General features: G+C 51.9%; 16 protein-coding genes and 1 pseudogene. 15 read left to right on the plus strand and 2 right to left on the minus strand.

Annotated features, from left to right (window positions below; all coding sequences use genetic code 11):
* The first annotated feature begins 124 nt into the window (after positions 1-124).
* Together ING2E5A_RS08705 and ING2E5A_RS08710 are read left to right on the plus strand one after the other, a co-directional pair.
* On the plus strand, positions 125-2191 hold the full coding sequence (locus ING2E5A_RS08705; RefSeq protein WP_071137071.1) for a dipeptidyl-peptidase 3 family protein: 2067 nt from the start codon (positions 125-127) through the stop codon (positions 2189-2191).
* 127 nt (positions 2192-2318) lie between these two features.
* On the plus strand, positions 2319-3605 hold the full coding sequence (locus tag ING2E5A_RS08710; RefSeq protein ID WP_071138288.1) for a bifunctional folylpolyglutamate synthase/dihydrofolate synthase: 1287 nt from the start codon (positions 2319-2321) through the stop codon (positions 3603-3605).
* Here the strand turns inward: ING2E5A_RS08710 and ING2E5A_RS08715 are convergent, their stop codons facing one another.
* Positions 3606-4076 carry a hypothetical protein gene (locus ING2E5A_RS08715; protein WP_143102459.1) on the minus strand — a complete coding sequence of 157 codons (471 nt, stop codon included), beginning with the start codon at positions 4074-4076 and terminating at the stop codon, positions 3606-3608. It abuts the gene before it with no gap.
* 253 nt (positions 4077-4329) lie between these two features.
* On the opposite strand from ING2E5A_RS08715, the gene ING2E5A_RS08720 reads away from it, so the two are divergent.
* From ING2E5A_RS08720 to ING2E5A_RS08780, 13 genes and pseudogenes are all read left to right on the plus strand, one after another.
* Positions 4330-5124 carry a thymidylate synthase gene (locus ING2E5A_RS08720; protein WP_071137073.1) on the plus strand — a complete coding sequence of 265 codons (795 nt, stop codon included), beginning with the start codon at positions 4330-4332 and terminating at the stop codon, positions 5122-5124.
* Complete coding sequence (locus ING2E5A_RS08725; RefSeq protein ID WP_071137074.1) at positions 5121-5633, plus strand: dihydrofolate reductase; 513 nt, start codon at positions 5121-5123, stop codon at positions 5631-5633. The genes ING2E5A_RS08720 and ING2E5A_RS08725 overlap by 4 nt, the downstream gene beginning before the upstream one ends.
* Positions 5634-5648: 15 nt before the next feature.
* Positions 5649-7103: a glycosyltransferase family 2 protein gene (locus ING2E5A_RS08730; RefSeq protein ID WP_071137075.1), complete on the plus strand. Its 1455-nt coding sequence runs from the start codon at positions 5649-5651 to the stop codon at positions 7101-7103.
* Positions 7070-8413 (plus strand): SpoIID/LytB domain-containing protein, encoded by a 1344-nt coding sequence (locus tag ING2E5A_RS08735; protein ID WP_071137076.1) that lies wholly within the window; start codon positions 7070-7072, stop codon positions 8411-8413. Before ING2E5A_RS08730 ends, ING2E5A_RS08735 begins: the two co-directional genes overlap by 34 nt.
* 15 nt (positions 8414-8428) lie before the next feature.
* Positions 8429-9724 (plus strand): AmpG family muropeptide MFS transporter, encoded by a 1296-nt coding sequence (locus ING2E5A_RS08740; RefSeq protein ID WP_071137077.1) that lies wholly within the window; start codon positions 8429-8431, stop codon positions 9722-9724.
* A gap of 28 nt (positions 9725-9752) precedes the next feature.
* Positions 9753-10604, plus strand: coding sequence for an ATPase (locus ING2E5A_RS08745; RefSeq protein ID WP_071137078.1), 852 nt, complete (start codon positions 9753-9755; stop codon positions 10602-10604).
* An 11-nt stretch (positions 10605-10615) separates the two neighbouring features.
* A complete protein-coding gene (gene murQ / locus ING2E5A_RS08750; protein ID WP_071138289.1) occupies positions 10616-11431 on the plus strand; it encodes an N-acetylmuramic acid 6-phosphate etherase in 816 nt (271 codons plus the stop codon).
* Positions 11432-11442: 11 nt separating this feature from the next.
* Entirely contained in the window at positions 11443-11784 is a 342-nt protein-coding gene (locus ING2E5A_RS08755; protein WP_071137079.1) for a hypothetical protein, read from the plus strand.
* A gap of 85 nt (positions 11785-11869) precedes the next feature.
* Positions 11870-12294, plus strand: a pseudogene (locus tag ING2E5A_RS15855) (sodium/glutamate symporter).
* A 70-nt stretch (positions 12295-12364) separates the two neighbouring features.
* Positions 12365-13189 (plus strand): alpha/beta hydrolase, encoded by an 825-nt coding sequence (locus tag ING2E5A_RS08765; RefSeq protein WP_071137081.1) that lies wholly within the window; start codon positions 12365-12367, stop codon positions 13187-13189.
* A 73-nt stretch (positions 13190-13262) separates the two neighbouring features.
* Positions 13263-13628, plus strand: a complete 366-nt coding sequence (locus ING2E5A_RS08770; RefSeq protein WP_071137082.1) for a hypothetical protein — start codon at positions 13263-13265, stop codon at positions 13626-13628.
* 98 nt (positions 13629-13726) lie between these two features.
* Positions 13727-16051 carry a TonB-dependent receptor gene (locus ING2E5A_RS08775; RefSeq protein WP_071137083.1) on the plus strand — a complete coding sequence of 775 codons (2325 nt, stop codon included), beginning with the start codon at positions 13727-13729 and terminating at the stop codon, positions 16049-16051.
* Between the two features lie 185 nt (positions 16052-16236).
* Positions 16237-17763, plus strand: a complete 1527-nt coding sequence (locus ING2E5A_RS08780) for a DUF1846 domain-containing protein (RefSeq protein ID WP_071137084.1) — start codon at positions 16237-16239, stop codon at positions 17761-17763.
* An 8-nt stretch (positions 17764-17771) separates the two neighbouring features.
* Here ING2E5A_RS08780 and ING2E5A_RS08785 read toward each other — a convergent pair whose 3' ends face one another.
* Positions 17772-18980 carry a sodium ion-translocating decarboxylase subunit beta gene (locus ING2E5A_RS08785; protein WP_071137085.1) on the minus strand — a complete coding sequence of 403 codons (1209 nt, stop codon included), beginning with the start codon at positions 18978-18980 and terminating at the stop codon, positions 17772-17774.
* Positions 18981-18982 lie beyond the last annotated feature (2 nt).

The raw sequence follows: 18982 nt of genomic DNA on the forward strand, positions 1-18982 counted from the left end.
TTCCAGCAATTACCACCCTTTTCAGCCGTAAATTTAGTGTTAAATCTAATGTCGCCATACCTCCACTTACAACTCAAAAAAGTATTATCTTTGCACCCAAACACCTAACAAATCTGTAGTAAAAATGAAAAAAGTTATTTTTATGTTATCAACCTTTTTCCTGATGGCTGCCTGTTCGGGCGACAAATCGGGAACCGCCAGCCAATCTGCCGGACCGGACCTGCCGGACTCCACGTTCCAGTATAAGGTCGACCGGTTTGCCGATGTGGAGATACTTCGTTACTATGTTCCCGGATTCAAGGATCTGCCGTTAGCCCAGAAAGAGCTGATCTACTATCTCTCTCAGGCTGCCCTGGAAGGCCGTGACATTCTGTTCGACCAGAACAACCGCTACAACCTGACAATCCGCAGGGTGTGCGAAGGCGTTTATGAAAACTACATGGGCGACAAGTCTTCGGAGGATTGGAAGAACTTCGAGACCTACCTCAAGCAGATCTGGATGGCCAACGGAATCCACCACCACTACTCGGAGGACAAGATCCTGCCGAAATTCTCGAAGGAGTATTTTGTATCCATCGTCAAGGGGGTAGACCCCGGCCGCATGCCCTTCCGCGACGGAATGGCTGCCGATGAGACGCTGAATGAGATCCTTCCGGTGATGTTCGATCCCAAGGTGATGCCCAAGAGGATGAACCAAGCTGCCGGTGCCGACTTGATTGCCAGCTCAGCGGTAAACTTCTACGAGGGTGTTACCCAGAAAGAGGTGGAGGATTTCTACAACGCAATGAAAGATCCGAACGACCAGACGCCGATATCGTACGGATTGAACAGCAAGGTGGTGAAAAAGGATGGAGTCATCACCGAACAAGTATGGAAACTGGGCGGCATGTATGACAAGGCGATTGCCCGCATCATCGGCTGGCTTGAAAAAGCGGCCGCCGTTGCCGAGAACGAACAGCAGAAAGAGGTGATTAACACGCTGATTGATTACTATAAGACGGGCGACCTGAAAACGTTCGACGAGTATTCGATCAAATGGGTGAACGATACCGTTTCACGCGTTGATTTCATCAACGGTTTCATCGAGAGCTACACCGATCCGCTTGGCATGAAGGCCACCTGGGAAGCCATGGTGAACTTCAAGAGCGAGGAGGCCTCGAAACGGACACAACTCATCAGCGACAACGCGCAGTGGTTCGAGGACAATTCACCTATTGACGACCGATTCAAGAAGGAGCAGGTGAAGGGGGTATCGGCCAAGGTGATCACAGCAGCCATACTGGGTGGTGATTGCTACCCGGCAACACCCATCGGTATAAACCTGCCCAATGCCAACTGGATCCGTCGCGACCACGGGTCGAAGTCGGTAACGATCGACAATATCACATCGGCTTACGACATGGCAGCACAAGGAAGCGGATTCAACGAAGAGTTCATGTGGAGTGAAGCCGAACAGGAGCTGTCGAGACAATATGGCTCGCTAACCGACAACCTGCATACCGACCTGCACGAATGTCTCGGTCACGGATCGGGCAAACTGCTGCCTGGAGTTGACGGCGATGCATTGAAAGCTTACGGCTCTCCGCTTGAAGAGGCCAGGGCCGACCTCTTCGCGCTCTACTACCTGGGCGATGCCAAGCTGGTTGAGCTGGGACTCCTTCCCAATGCTGAGGCATACAAGGCAGAGTACTACAAATATATCATGAACGGCGCGATGACTCAACTGACTCGCATCGAGCCCGGAAAAGATATTGAACAGGCACATATGCGCAACCGTGCACTCATCTCCAACTGGGTGCTCGATAAGGGCAAGGCCGAGAATGTGGTTGAAATGAAACAGCGCGACGGCAAGACCTATATCGTGGTGAACGACTACGAAAAGCTGCGCGGACTATTCGGTCAGCTGCTTGCTGAAGTACAGCGCATCAAGTCGGAAGGCGATTACGAAGCTGGCAAAGCGCTCGTGGAGAGTTATGGCGTAAAGGTGAACCAGGCGTTGCACAAAGAGATACTGGAGCGCTACGCAAAGCTGAATCTGGCTCCCTACAAGGGTTTTGTAAACCCGGTTTACAAGCTGGTGACCGATGAAAATGGCAAGGTGACCGATGTGACCATCTCTTACAACGAGAACTACGTCGATCAGCAACTGCGCTATTCACGCCAATATTCGGTACTTCCGTTGAAAAACTGAGCGGGCCGGATTCTTGTGCACTGGATTGAACCCTGAGCAACTAAATTTCGTCATAAAAAGAAAATGCACTCTTTCGGGTGCATTTTCTTTTTATCTTTGTCGACTCTTAACAGCAAGCATGATGATGATGAGCTACCCTGAAACGCTGGAATACCTCTACGCTCAGATGCCTGAATATCAACGTATCGGACATCTAGCCTACAAACCGGGGCTGGAGAACAGCCACCGTCTCGACACCCTCTTCAACCATCCGCACCAACGGTACAGGACCATTCACGTTGGAGGCACCAATGGCAAAGGCTCCACCTCACACCTGCTGGCCGCCATTCTCGGGGAGTCGGGCTATAAAGTGGGCTTATACACCTCGCCCCACCTGGTAGACTTCCGCGAACGGATCAGGGTCAATGGTGAGATGGTGCCCGAAGGCTACGTGATCGATTTCGTCGAAAAATATCGAGATCGGGTCGAGCCCATCATGCCCTCCTTCTTCGAACTTACGATGGAGATGGCATTCCTCTACTTTGCAGAACAGCAGGTGGATGTGGCTGTCGTCGAGGTGGGACTGGGAGGACGGCTCGACAGCACCAACATCATCTCACCCGATCTCTGCGTCATCACCAACATCGGCTTCGACCACATGCAGTACCTGGGAAATACGCTTCCGGAGATTGCAGCGGAGAAAGCCGGCATCATCAAGCCCGGAGTAGCGGTTGTGATTGGTGAAGCGGAAGATGAGGCAGTAAGGGAGGTCTTTGATACAAAAGCCCGATCCGTAGGGGCTCCCATTCTGTTTGCAGAAAGGGAACTGAGCGGTTTTTCAGCAGATTGGAACAACGATCAGTGGAGAATCGATACATGCGAATACCCAAATCTGACATATCAATTGGGTGGATTCGCACAGGAAAAGAATGCCCGTACCGTTCTGACTGCGGTGTCGGAACTGAAACGTCAGGGGTACCGGATACCGGAAGAGGCGGTCTATGGCGGATTTGCCCATGTCAAGGAGCTGACCGGTCTGAGGGGGCGTTGGGAACTGCTGCAGACCCGGCCCAGGATCATCTGTGATACCGGCCACAATGCACACGGCATACGCTATATCGTATCGCAACTACAACAGGAGAACTACCACAGGCTGCACATGGTTTTCGGCATGGTCAACGACAAGGATATCACTCCGGTGCTGGCGATGCTGCCCAGGCAGGCCAACTACTATTTCACGCGGGCATCGGTGGAACGGGCGCTGGACGGGGAGACGCTGGCACAGCAGGCGGCGGCGTTCGGTCTGCAGGGTGACTGTTACGGCGGAGTGGCATCGGCAATTGAGGCTGCCAAAGAAAACGCCGACGAAGATGACCTCATCTTCATCGGCGGCAGTTCCTTTATTGTGGCAGATGCACTGCCTCTCTTCAGATAGTTACCAGATCAGCACCACCTGGAACTCTCTGTTTTCCAAATACTCATCAACCCTTTCCAAATCGGATGCCTCGATATAAAAAGCTACCGTGGAGGGGTTGCCAACTTGAAAATCACATTTTATGTGCTCAGTATAGAACCCGGTGTATGTATTACCATCGTTCCCGGTATAATCGTATGAATACGATTTGGAATACGGGAGAGGAGCCTTGGTGTTGGAGTTGAATTTCAGATAGGCAATAGCTGCTCCCTCATTATAGATAAACGGAGTCAGTTCAGGTAATGACACGATGGCTTCGTACTGACCATCAAAGGAATTCCATTTCCAATCGGATTTCTTGACCAGTATGTTGACCACTTTCCATTGCGTCTCGGCAATATCATCGTTGCTCGACGAACATGAAGTAGCACCGAGAGTCAATCCCAGAAAAAGGACAACGGCAAGAAGAGAAGTAAAAAAATTTCTTTTCATAAATGTAGGCATTAAGCGATTCTTAAATTTTGACTAAAAAAAAATAAACTCGTTTAACTGAAAAAAGTAATCATTGCTCATATTTGTTTCCCCGCCCCAAAAATAAGCAAAAAAACTCCTTAATCGGTCCGTTTAACCAAAAAATAGAAATTTGGGCACGCTTAATTGGTGATTCGGGTGTGACAATCTTTCAAACAATACTGTTTGAGATACGGAAATAATCAGCTATTTTTGTGAGAAACTCTCTCACAAGATGAAACAATATTTAGATTTACTCCAGCGCGTGCTGGATGAAGGGGTAAGAAAAGAGGACCGCACGGGTACAGGGACCATCAGTGTTTTCGGACACCAGTGCCGTTTCAGGTTGAGCGACGGATTCCCCCTGCTTACAACAAAAAAACTTCATCTGAAATCGATCATACATGAGCTGTTGTGGTTTCTTGACGGGGACACCAATGTAAAATACCTGAACGATAACGGTGTACGCATCTGGAACGAGTGGGCGGATGAGAATGGCGACCTGGGACACATTTACGGTTACCAGTGGCGTTCATGGCCCGATTACAACGGTGGACACATCGATCAGATAGCCCAGGTGGTAGAGACCATAAAGCACAATCCCGATTCGCGCCGCATCATTGTCAGCTCGTGGAACGTAGCCGATATCCCCAACATGAACCTTCCACCCTGTCATGCCTTCTTCCAGTTCTATGTGGCAGAGGGTAAACTGAGCCTGCAGCTCTACCAGAGGAGTGCCGACATATTTCTGGGCGTGCCTTTCAATATTGCCTCGTACGCCCTGCTGCTGAAGATGATGGCCCAGGTGACGGGACTTCAGGAGGGTGAATTCGTTCACACCCTCGGTGATGCCCACATCTACCTGAACCACCTGGAACAGGTGAAACTGCAGCTTACGCGTGAGCCGAGACCGCTGCCCGATATGAAAATAAATCCCGATGTGAAAGATATTTTTAGCTTCAGGTACGAAGATTTTGAACTGGTGAACTACGATCCCTATCCACATATCAAGGGGGAGGTTGCGGTATGACAGAGAAGCATCAGGCCATTGCTCTCATCGTTGCCCTGGACGGGCAGAATGGCATCGGTCGCAAGGGCGATCTGCTCTGCCATCTTCCCGACGATCTGAAACATTTCAAGCAGATTACAACAGGGCATGTCGTGATCATGGGACGAAAAACCTACGCGTCACTGCCGAAAGGGGCTCTGCCCAACCGGACCAACATCGTGATCACCTCGCAAGCTCGGGAGGATTTTCCGGGGTGCAAGGTTGCCCGCTCGGTAGAAGAGGCCCTCTCCCTTTGCAGCGGCCAGGAGAAGGTGTTCATCATCGGAGGGGGGCAACTCTATCGCACCTCCTTGCACCTGGTCTCCAGACTTTACATCACCCGGATTCATCACATCTTCGACGATGCAGACACCTTCTTTCCGGAGATCAATGAGACCGAATGGGAACTCACCGGAGAAGAGCATCACCTTCCGGACGAGCGGCACCCTTACGGCTTTACGTTCCAGACCTACTCCAGAAAAAACAGGTAGTGAGAAAAATTGAGCATGAAAAGAATAGACGCCTTTATCCCCTTCACGGATCCGGAACAGGTTAAGATTACAGTTGAGGAGCTCAGAGGGTCCGGATCGATTGGAAAAATCTTTCTGCTAACACCGGAAAGATGCGACCGGATACCGGAAGGGTGCATCGCCATTCCGGTGGACACCCTTCGAAGCAGCAGCACCGTGAAGCAGATTGCCGAGCGGTCGGAAGCAGATTTTACATTGATCTACCTGAAACAGACCCCATTGAAACCGGGGTATTTTGCGTTTGAAAGGATGGTTCGCATTGCGGAGGAGTGCGGTGCCGGTATGGTATATGCCGACCATTATGCCATTATCAATGGCGAAAGGTGCCCCCACCCGGTGATCGACTATCAGGAGGGGAGCCTGCGTGACGATTTCAATTTCGGCTCGTTGCTCCTCTACGACTCGGCTGCGCTGAAGAGGGCTGCCCAACGGATGGAAAGGGGAGAATACAGACATGCCGGACTCTACGACCTCCGGCTGAAGGTGTCGCAACAACATCAGCTGGTTCACATCAATGAATACCTCTATTCGGAGGTGGAGGAGGATACCCGCGACTCCGGACGGAAGATTTTCGACTACGTGGACCCCAGGAACAGGGAGGTCCAACTGGAGATGGAACAGGCCTGCACCCAACACCTGAAGGATGTGGGGGCATACCTGGAACCCGTATTCGAGGAGGTTGACCTGGAAGAGGGTCATTTTGACGTCAAGGCGTCGGTCATCATCCCGGTCCGCAACCGCATCAGAACCATCCGTGATGCCATCATTTCGGTGCTACGTCAGAAGACCGATTTTCCCTTCAACCTGATAGTGATCGACAACCACTCCACCGATGGCACTACCGAAGCCATCGCCAGCTTCAGCAACGACCCGCGGCTGATACATCTCATACCCGATAGGGATGATCTGGGCATCGGGGGGTGCTGGAATGCAGGCGTCCATCACGCAGCGTGTGGCAGGTTCGCAGTACAGCTCGACAGTGACGATCTCTACAGCGGGGAAGATACGTTACAAAGGATTGTCGATGCGTTCTACGAGCAGAAGTGTGCCATGGTGGTGGGCAGCTACCGGATGACCGATTTCAATCTGGAGACAATTCCTCCCGGTGTGATCGATCACAGGGAGTGGACACCCGGGAACGGGAGGAACAACGCCCTTCGTATCAACGGGCTGGGAGCACCCCGGGCCTTCTTTACCCCGCTGCTGCGTGAGATCAAGGCACCCAACACCAGCTATGGCGAGGATTATGCCCTCGGGCTCAACATCTCCCGCCGATACCGGATCGGAAGGATCTACGACGAACTCTATCTTTGCCGTCGCTGGGAAGAGAACAGCGACGCTTCTCTCGACATCACAAAAGTGAACGCACATAACCTCTATAAAGACCGGATCAGGACATGGGAACTGCAGGCCAGAAAAAACCGGAGGTAGCCGAACCGATTATTCGCGTGGGGATCATACAGGAGCAGGAGATGATCGGCTTTACCCTCCACTCCACATACAGGTTGGAAGGAGAGCCATTTCCGCCGGGCAATTATTCGGTTATCCTGAAAGGGAAGAAGATCCTCTTTCAGGGAAAGAGTTACGATAAGATCACGTTTGAACCGGACCGGATCCATGAGGATTCGTTCGAGTTGAAAGCGGTAACGATTGGCATCGGGTTTCACTGGGAGCGGAAAGAGGATCAGCGCTTTCTGGGTGGATTATCCTTCATCCGGGGGAGAGGGGGCATCACCGCTGTCAACAATGTCGCCCTCGAGGATTACCTCAAAAGCGTCATCTCCTCCGAAATGAGCGCCACCAGCTCCGGGGAACTGCTGAAAGCACATGCCGTCATCTCCCGCAGCTGGCTGTTGGCCCAATTGGTGAAGAGCAGAAATATTGGAGAGGGGTACCGTACCTCATCCGTTACGCCCACCGAGATTATCCGCTGGTACGACCGGGAGGATCACGACCGTTTCGATGTCTGTGCAGACGACCATTGTCAGCGCTACCAGGGAATTACCCGGCAGACCACCGCTCTGGTGAACGAGGCAATCGACTCGACACGGGGAGAGGTGATCACTTGCAACGGGATCGTCTGTGATGCCCGCTTCTCGAAATGTTGCGGCGGAGCGACGGAGGCTTTCGAAAATGTGTGGGAACCTGTTCCACACCCCTATCTGCAAGGAATGGCAGATAATGGTGAAGGTTTCCCGTTACCCGATCTCACCTGCGAGAAGCATGCCGCAGCATGGATCCACTCGTCACCACCCGCCTTCTGTAATACGCAGGAGAGCCGGATACTCAGGCAGGTCCTGAATGATTACGACCGTGAGACGAACGACTTCTACCGCTGGAAAGTGGTCTATAGGCAAGCGGAACTGAGTCGACTGATCCGGGAACGATCCGGCATCGATTTCGGCGGGATCATCGCGCTGGAGCCGCTAGAACGGGGTGTATCGGGACGTATCATTCGGCTCAGGATCGTGGGAACCGAACGGGTGACAACGATCGGAAAGGAACTGGAGATACGGCGTACACTCTCGCCCACGCACCTCTACAGCGCTGCCTTCGTGGTGGATGCCGGAGAGATGGATGAAAAAGGTGTACCGCAAAAGTTTACGCTCACCGGAGCAGGCTGGGGACACGGCGTAGGTTTATGCCAGATCGGTGCAGCAGTGATGGCAGAACGGGGCTACGGATATGCAGCCATCCTGCACCACTATTTTCCCCACACCAGGATCGACCAAAAATATTAAATCAATAGACCAAGCATGAAAAAAAGAGTGTGTTCACCGTGGAGCTGGATACCGACGCTCTATTTTGCCGAAGGCCTCCCCTATGTGGTGGTAATGACCGTTGCCGTGATCATGTACAAACGTTTTGGCCTTTCGAATACCGATATTGCCCTCTATACTTCATGGCTCTATCTTCCGTGGGTCATCAAGCCCTTCTGGAGTCCGTTTGTGGATATCCTGAAAACCAAGCGGTGGTGGATCATAACGATGCAGCTGCTTATTGGTGCAGGCATGGCTGGTATCGCCTTCACATTACCTACCCCCCTCTTCCTGCAGGCATCCCTCGCCTTTTTCTGGCTGACCGCTTTCAGTTCGGCCACTCATGACATTGCTGCCGACGGCTTCTACATGCTCGCATTGGACCAATCGCAACAGTCGTTTTTTGTAGGAATAAGGAGCACCTTCTACAGGCTGGCCATGATTACCGGTCAGGGATTGCTGGTCGTACTGGCAGGCTACCTGGAAAAAACGACCGGTACGATTCCTTATGCCTGGAGCCTCACCTTTTTCATACTGGCGGGACTCTTCCTAGCATTCTTTATCTACCACCGGTTTCTGCTCCCCTACCCTTCGACCGATTCCGGGAGAGCCGCCCGTACACCGCAGGAGGTGCTGATCGAATTCGGAAGAACCTTCAAATCCTTTTTCTCCAAAAAGGGAATTGGATTGGCCATTGCATTCATGTTACTCTACAGACTGGCAGAGGCAATGCTGGTGAAACTGGCATCGCCCTTCCTGCTCGACAGCCGTGGGGTCGGCGGTCTGGGGTTAACCACTTCCGAAGTGGGCATAACTTACGGTACGGTAGGTGTGATCAGCCTGACGCTCGGGGGCATTCTCGGCGGTATCATGGCTTCGCGACAGGGGTTGAAATATTGGCTCTGGCCCATGGCGTTGGCCATCACCCTGCCCAATGCAGCCTACCTCTACCTCGCATATTTCCAACCGGAAAACATCTTATGGGTAAACGTCGCCGTGGCGATCGAACAGTTTGGCTACGGTTTCGGATTCACCGCCTATATGCTCTATCTGATCTATTTCTCTCAGGGCGAACACAAAACAGCCCACTACTCCATCTGCACGGGATTCATGGCACTGGGAATGATGCTGCCGGGAATGGCGGCCGGATGGATACAGGAGCAACTGGGCTACCACCATTTCTTTGTTCTGGTCATGATCCTCACCATACCGACCCTGCTGCTGATTCCCTACATGAAAGTGGATCCCGGTTTCGGCAGATCGAAGAGAGGGGAACCGGAGAAACGGCAATGAAATTATACGAAAAGCAAACAACGAGAGCATGGAGAAAGCATTATCCGAAAAGATAGTGATTGCCGACAGCGGCGCTACCAAGACCGACTGGTGCCTGGTTCAAGGAGGGGAAATCTTGAAGCGGTTTTTCACCCACGGTATCAGTCCCGTCTACCAGACCGAAGCGGAGATGGCCAAAGAGATCAGGTTGCATGTCTACCCCCAGTTAAGGGAGCAGCAGTTTCGATCGATCCGGTTTTACGGTACCGGCTGTATCCCGGAGAAGAGTGCAGCCGTGAGCCAGGCACTATACCAATCGTTCCCCATCGAGGAGATTCAAGTCTACAGCGACCTGATGGCCGCGGCACATGGCCTCTGCGGATATGAACCGGGCATTGCCTGTATCCTGGGCACCGGGAGCAACTCCTGCGAATGGGACGGTTCAAGCATCATCAAACAGGTGCCGCCACTTGGATTTATCCTGGGTGATGAGGGCAGCGGCGCCGCACTGGGAAAGCTGCTGGTGGGCGATGCGCTCAAGAACCGGTTGCCCGATGGATTGAAGGAGCGCCTCCTTGCCGAGTACGACCTGGATCAGGCAACCATCATCGAGAGAGTTTACCGCCAACCCTTCCCCAGCCGTTTTTTGGCGGGACTGGCACCCTTCCTGCTGAAACATATCGACCACCCACATATTCGCCATATGGTTATCCGGAGCTTCTCAGATTTCCTTGAGAGAAATGTCATGCAATATGATTATCGGAAAAATAGGGTTAATTTTGTGGGCTCCATCGCCTGGCACTTCTCCGGACTGCTGCGTGAAGTTGCCGCAGAGAAGGGGATTGAGACCGGGAAGATCGAGCAATCTCCCATGGAAGGATTGATAAGTTATTACGCTTGATGGTATCTGATATGACATTTATCAACATAACCGAACAACCGTCGCTCTATAACGACCTGGAGAACAAGCCGGTTTCTGAAATCCTTACCGATATCAACCGGGAAGACCAGAAGGTGGCCCTTGCAGTGCAACAGACCATTCCCGAGATAGAGAAGCTTGTCAACGGAATTGTGGAACGGATGAAACGGGGCGGACGGCTCTTCTATATCGGAGCAGGCACCAGCGGAAGGCTCGGCGTGCTGGATGCTTCGGAGATTCCCCCGACATACGGAATGCCCGACACCTACGTTATCGGATTGATTGCCGGTGGCGACACCGCTTTGCGCAGGCCGGTGGAGTCGGCCGAAGACGATGAGGAACAGGCTTGGAAAGAGCTGCAGGCATATAAGATCAATCGGCACGACACCGTGGTGGGTATTGCGGCATCGGGAACAACACCTTATGTGATAGGGGCATTGCGCAGGGCACGAGAAGCGGGCCTCCTCACCGGAGCGATAAGCTGCAATCCCGGTTCACCCGTGTCGGCGGAAGCCGAGATCAGGATCGAACCGGTTGTCGGACCGGAGTATGTGACCGGAAGTACCCGGATGAAATCGGGCACGGCACAGAAATTGGTGCTCAACATGATTTCGACTGCCGTGATGATCAAACTGGGCAGGGTCAAAGGCAACAAGATGGTGAACATGCAGCTGACCAACCGGAAACTGGTCGACCGTGGCGTCCGGATGATTGTCGACGAGCTCGGATTGCCCTATGACCAGGCAAGGAACCTGCTGCTCCTGCACAGAAGCGTCAAGGCAGCAATTGAAGTGTATAAGAACCAATAGTGCATCATCCTATGGCGATCATCATAAAAACCGATAATCCGAACCTTTTGCTTGACAAGATCTACGAGGGTCTTGCCAGCCGGAAAGTGGAGAAATGGACGGTTATCCCGGATGGACGAATCACCCCGTCACCGCTGTTATGGAAAAACGAAGCCTTTTTGAAACCGCAGATATGGGTTGAGGAGAGTGAATTGCGTTTCGGCCTGATAAAGCGGAAAGACCGCAAATATATAACATCGAAGCTCTACACCTACTTCCATGTCAAGTTCGTTGAGATGTTGCTTGCCAACTTCGAAACCGATTTCAAGGAGGTAACGGTAACCGCATTCAGTACGCCGCCCGATAATTTCTGACAACCAAACTCTTCCACGATGACCATTTCGCAAATATGCCATCCCGTCGCCCGTTATCGGCGGCCTGCTCTTTGCGTTTGTTGCACTGGCACTCCACTCTTCGCAGCTGCTCTTCCTGCAGTTTGACAACGTATTGCAAGCCTTTTTCATGACCTCTTCTTTACCTCCATCGGGTTCAACGTAAGTCTCAAGCTGCTGAGAAAGGGTGGCACCATTATGCTTATCTTCCTCGGATTGGGCACAATCTTCAGTCTCCTGCAAAACCTCGTGGCTATAGGATTGGCAAAACCGCTCGTTCTTTCCCCGCAACTGGCGATGATGAGGGTCTCCACCTCCGGATTGACCGGGTTTGCCATGGGTTCCACCGCCAATGCAATGGCCAACCTCGATTCCATTTGCGAAAAGTTTGGCTATTCACGTGTTGCCTATTTTATTCTCCCCGTAGTGGGCGCCCTCTTTATCGACTTTATCAACGTGCTGATGATTACAGGATTCCTGGCTTTTTTATAAAAAAATCTGCACATCTATGAAGAGTTGTTGAAAAAATGGTTAAATTGGACCCCTCAATTGCCCGAACACAATGAAAAAAACTGTTTTTATCCTTTTACTACTCATTACGTCGCTCAGTTGCGTTTCTCAGGAGACGAGATACAAGACCGTCAGGGAGATTCCCTACTACGATGATGCGATAAGAAGTTCAGACAGCTACATCAGGGAGCGCTGCACCCTCGACATCTACTATCCTTTAAATAAGAAAGATTTTCCCACCGTCGTATGGTTTCATGGCGGCGGGTTGACAGGCGGGGAGAAGGAGCTGCCCGAAGGATTGAAAGAGAAGGGATTCTGTATCATCGGCGTCAACTACCGGCTCTCACCGAAAGTTCAGGCACCGGCATACATTGAGGATGCCGCGGCTGCAGTGGCCTGGGCATTCAAGAAAATCGGGGAATATGGCGGTGATCCATCCAAGATTTTTGTTTCGGGACACTCGGCCGGAGGCTATCTCACCTGCATGGTGGGGTTGGACAAGAAGTACCTGGCGGCACACCAGATCGACGCCGACCGTATCGCGGGACTTATCCCCCTAAGTGCGCAAACCATCACACACTTCTCTATCCGTGAACAACGGGGAATAGCAAATACCAAGGCGGTGGTCGACGAATTTGCCCCTCTCTATCATGTCCGTCCCGATGCCCCCCCGCTCCTGCTGATTACTGGGGACAGGGAGCTGGAGATGTTGGGCAGATATGAGGAGAATGCCTACCTGGCCCGTATGATGAAAGTGGCTGGACACCAGCATACCCGCCTGCTAGAGCTCGACGGTTACGATCATGGCATGGTCTATCCGGCTCTCCCTCTCGTAGTGAAGGAGATCGAGAAAATTTCCTCCGAAGCCAGCAGGTAAAAAGAGATCGACCCATTTTTTTCAATACTGTTTGTTTGGCAGTACCGCAGATAGCCCTATCTTTGCAGCCGCAATGAGGCAACGGGCTAGAACTCTATCGGGTTATTTTCTGCTGATACTTTTCGTAAGTTATTACGGAAATATCTCCTTATTCATTCATGCCCATGAAATCAACGGTAAGCATCTCCTCCATTCCCATCTCTATCATCCGGCACTGGACGGCAATAAACCCGATCACCAGCATGCCACCTCCTCGCTGAATCTCATCCATTCGCTCACTCATTTCTACTCCACGGGGCTATTCGCCCACCCTGAATCTGCTGTGCTACAAAGGCTGATTACCTGCTTCAACCAGTGCAGACAGAAAGATATCGCCCTGAAACTGGCACTTATCCAGGCCAACGGCTGGCGCGCTCCTCCAGTTCAATTACACGTATAATAATCGCCCTGAAATTTTTTATCCGCTTGCCACGCACGAAGAATCAGACCGTTGTGTGGAGAGGCATCTATACACCTGTAATTAAATTGCTACCAGAGATGAAGAAACTTATATGGATCTTGATTGCGACAATTTATACCGTCGCTGCTTTTCCGCAACATAGCAACCCGGAACCCCAACAAACGAGAAACCGGCAAGGAGAGGGCGACGCAACCGTCGTCGGCCACATCCTGCACAAAAAGACCAAGGAGCATATTCCGTACATCACGATATCCCTAAAGGGTACACCACACGCAACCTCAACCGACGAATCGGGACATTACTACCTGAAGGAACTCCCCCGAGGCGACTTTAAGCTTGTCGTATCGGGAGTCGGCTACAAAACGGTAGAGCTACCCGTAACCCTATACCAGGGAAAAACCATCGAGGTGAATGTCTACCTGGAGGAGGATGATCTCCTGCTAGAAACCGTAGTGGTATCGGCTAACCGGACAGAGACCAAACGGAAGGAGGCCCCTTCGATGGTCAGCATCATATCCCCGATGCTACTGGAGAACACCAACTCGGTTACCCTGGCCCAAGGGTTGAATTTCCAGCCCGGTTTACGGCTCGAAAGCAACTGCCAGAACTGCGGGTTCCAGCAGGTTCGTATCAATGGACTGGACGGTCCCTACTCGCAGATTCTTATCGACAGCCGCCCCATATTCAGTGCCTTGGCCGGAGTATACGGCATTGAACAGATACCGGCCAACATGATCGAGCGGGTAGAGGTGATGCGTGGTGGAGGATCGGCCCTTTTCGGGTCGAATGCCATAGCCGGAACCATCAACATCATCACGAAAGAGCCGAAAAACAACTCCATTTCGGTAAGCAACATAACCAACATGATCGGCGGCAGCACTCCCGACAACAATCTTGCATTCCATGCCTCGCTGGTAGATAACGACCTGAAGAACGGATTGCTGGTTTTCGGTTCAAATCGCCAACGCGATGCATTTGACTACGACAAGGACGGCTTCACCGAGATCGGCAAACTGGAAGGAAGCAATATCGGAATGCGTGCTTTTTACAAGTTCAACAATTACAAGAGGCTGACGGCGGAATACCACTTTATCAACGAGTTCAGGCGCGGAGGGAACAAGCTCGACACTCCACCCCACTTTACCGATATCACCGAACAGACGGAACACAACATCCATTCGGCAAATGGCAGTTACAACTACCTCTCGCGCAACTACAGGCACAAGTTCAATGCCTACCTGTCGGGACAGTTTATCGATCGCCAGAGCTACTACGGGACACAGGGAGACCCCAATGCATACGGCACCACGGCCGACAACAGCATTATGGGAGGAGTCCAGTATAGCTACTCCATAGAAAAATTGCTGTTCATGCCTTCTGAAGTAACCACAGGAGCTGAATTGAATTACAACAAGATGAGCGACGAGATGGTCGGCTACAACCGCAAATTGGACCAGGAGGTGAACACAAAGAGTCTTTTCCTGCAGAATGAATGGAGAAATGCTGCCTGGAGCATCTTGGCAGGAGTCAGGGTGGACAAACACAACCTGATTAAAGATGCCATAGTGAGTCCGAGAATCAATATCCGGTTTGCTCCGGTCCCCCTCATTGTACTACGCGGCGGCTACTCCACAGGATTCCGCGCCCCCCAGGCTTTCGACGAAGACCTGCACATCACCGCCGTTGGTGGCGAAGTAAGCATCATCCAACTGTCACCGCAGTTGAGACCCGAGTTTTCCCAATCCTTTACCCTCTCTGCCGATTTATACAGATCGTTTGGATCGGTGCAGACAAATCTGGTTATCGAAGTCTTTTACACGCACCTGAAGGATGTCTTCCTGCTGGAGGAGATGGGACGGGATGATCAGGGCAATCTGCTGATGGAACGACGAAACGGATCGGGTGCCCTGGTAAGGGGGGTAAACGTCGAGGGTACCATTGCTCCCGACAAGAGGTTCCAGCTGCAGCTGGGTGGAACACTCCAGAAGAGTCTCTATACCCGACCGGAAGTCTGGAGCAGCAATCCCGACATCAAACCGCAACGCAACATGTTCCGGACGCCGGATCTATACGGCTATTTCACGGCAACCTGCACGCCGACAACCGCTTTCACTCTCTCCTTCTCCGGCATCTATACCGGCCCCATGCTGGTACAACACTTCGCCGGATATATACCGGAAGATCGGGAGTTCAGGACACCCGACTTTTCCGATTTCACGGTCAAGCTTGCATACAACTTCAAAGTGACCGGCGATGCCACTCTTCAGCTCAACGGCGGCATACAGAACCTCTTCAACAGTTTTCAGGAGGATTTCGACCAGGGACCGCTTCGCGATGCGGGATACATGTATGGACCGTCACTGCCGAGAACGCTCTTTGCAGGAGTAAAATTCACGATGTAACTTCCGGTACTTCACAACCGATCCCCCGGTTCATCTGGTGGGATCGGTAAAACTTTTCGCCTACTTTTGTCAAACCGGGGCAATTTTCTGCCAGATTTTGAGTAATTTTGGGTCCCGAAAGCAGATGTGAAACCCGCAGCTCTCGTGCGAAATTACAACTCTCTATTATTCGGAAGATTACAAAAATGAAAAATTTTAGCCGTATTGGTTTTGACAACGAAAAGTACCTTCAGGAACAGACTTCAGCCATCCTCGAACGCGTAAACCGCTTTACCGATAAACTCTACCTCGAATTCGGAGGGAAAATCTTATACGATTATCATGCCGCCAGGGTCTTGCCTGGTTTTGCTCCCAACGTAAAGATGCGTCTGCTGCAAAAGCTGAAAGATAAGGTAGAGGTGATCATGTGCGTCTATGCCGGTGATATCGAACGCAACAAGATCAGGGCCGATTTTGGCATTACCTACGATGTGGATGTCTTGAAAAGCATCGACGATTTAAAATGGTACGGCATCAATGTGGCTGCCGTTGTCATTACCCGATACGAAAAACAGCCCGCCGCCGAAATCTTCAAGAATAAACTTGAACTGAAAGGGATCAAGGTCTACCTGCACTATCCCACGCGCGGTTATCCCAAGAACATCGACCTGATTGTAAGCGATGAGGGATACGGTGCCAACCAGTATATCGAGACCACACGCCCCATCGTTGTGGTAACCGGTCCCGGACCGGGCAGCGGCAAGCTCGCCACAGCCTTGAGCAACCTCTATCACGACTTCAAGAAGGGGAAGAATGCCGGATATGCAAAGTTCGAAACCTTCCCTATCTGGGATCTTCCCCTGGATCATATGGTCAACATCGCCTACGAGGCAGCCACTTCCGACCTGGGCGATATAAACATGATCGATCCCTTCCACCTGAAGGCTTATGGAGTGGAGGCCGTCAACTACAATCGCGACATTGAAGCTTTCAACCTGTTGAAAGAGATCCTGACCAAGATTACCGGAAACGATTCGGTCTACCTCTCCCCCACAGATATGGGAGTAAACCGGATCAGTGCGGGGATTATCGACGACGAGCGCTGCCAGGAGGCTGCTTTCCAGGAGATTATCCGTCGTCACTTACGGGGATTTGTCGATTACGGTATGGGGCTGATCGACAAGGAGACGCTCGACCGTAACGCCGCAATCATGCAGCGGGTCGGAGCGAAAGATGAAGATCGCCTTGTAGTTGAACCGGCCCGGAGAGCGGCCAAGGAGGCGGAAAGGAGCGGAAAGGGATATGGAGGGATCTATTGCGGAGCCGCCATCGAGCTGCACGACGGCACCATCATTACCGGCAAGAACTCCTCGTTGCTGCATGCCTCGTCGGGGATGATACTGAATGCCATCAAGCATCTGGCGGGACTGCCCGACAACATGGTGCTGCTACCAGAAAATATCATCGACTCGGTTACCCACCTGAAAAAGGATATCCTGAACGGCAAGAATGCGAGCCTGGATGTGGAAGAGACACTCATTGCCCTGTCAATAAGCGCAATATCCAATCCGGCCGCACAAATGGCCTTGCAGAAACTGACCGAGCTGAACAACTGCGAGATGCACTCCACGCATATTCCCACACCTGGGGACGAAGCCGGGTTGAGAAAGCTGAAGATCAATGTAACCAGCGACCCGCTCTTTTCCAGCAAGCGGTTGTTTGTAAGTGAATAAGATAAGATCTATCCCAGAAACGATATCAGCACGCCTGCAGCCACAGCTGAGCCGATAACGCCCGACACGTTGCTTGCCATACAGTACTGCAGGATGTGATTCGATCTGTCATATTTCAACGCCATCTCGTTTGCCACGCGTGACGCCATAGGTACGGCGCTCAATCCCGTAGCACCTACAAGCGGATTGATCTTTTTACGGGAAAAGAGGTTGTAGAGTTTCACAGCCAGAATTCCACCCGCCACAGAGATGGCAAAGGCAAGAAAACCGCCCACTACGATGCCGAGCGTCCGGGCCGTGAGGAAAACCTCCGCGGTCATGGTTGCCCCCACCGTCAGCCCCAGGAAGATGGTAGCCGTATTCATTATGGGTCCGGAGGCCGCATCGGCGAGGCGGCTGGTATTGGCGCCAATCTCCTTAACCAGGTTTCCGAAGAGCAGCATGCCCACCAGAGGCGCAGCGGAGGGTACAAAAACGGCCACCACCACACCCAGCACAATCGGGAAAACGATCTTTACCGTTTTAAGGTGTTTGATTTCATGCTTGGGCGGATATTGCTTATCCATTTTTTTCATATGGATAGAGAACTCCTTTTTTGTCATCAGCAGACTCGATACCAATGGAATAATTACCGGAACCAGGGCCATATAGGAGTAGGCGGCGATGGCAATGGGACCAAGCAGGTGCGGAGCCAGCTTGATAGTGGTATAGATGGCAGTGGGCCCATCGGCACCACCGATAATTGCCAGCGATGCTGCCTCTTTCATATCGAAGCCCATCAACACGGCAATAATGAGTACCGAAAAGATACCCAACTGTGCAGCACCGCCGAACATCGAAAGTTTCAGGTTGCGGAGCATGGGGCCGAAATCGGTGAGTGCCCCCACACCCATAAAAATGATGGGCGGTAACAGCCCTGTCTTGATAAGCGCATAGTAGAGGAAATTCATGATTCCATACTCATTGGCAATATCCAGGAGATTCATATAGCTCCCGTCGGGCAACAAGACAAGCGAGCTATCCACGATACCCAGGCCGGCCATCGGCAGGTTTGCCAGCAACACGCCAAAACCTATGGGGACAAGAAGCAGCGGTTCATACTCTTTTCTGATACCCAGGTAGAGCAGAATGAAAGCGATCAGCCACATCAGCAAGGTTCCCCAGGAGATACTCCCGAAGGCGGTCATATCCACCAGTTTAGAAATGATCTCGTTCATGG

This window comes from Petrimonas mucosa, from assembly GCF_900095795.1.
GTDB lineage: Bacteria > Bacteroidota > Bacteroidia > Bacteroidales > Dysgonomonadaceae > Petrimonas > Petrimonas mucosa.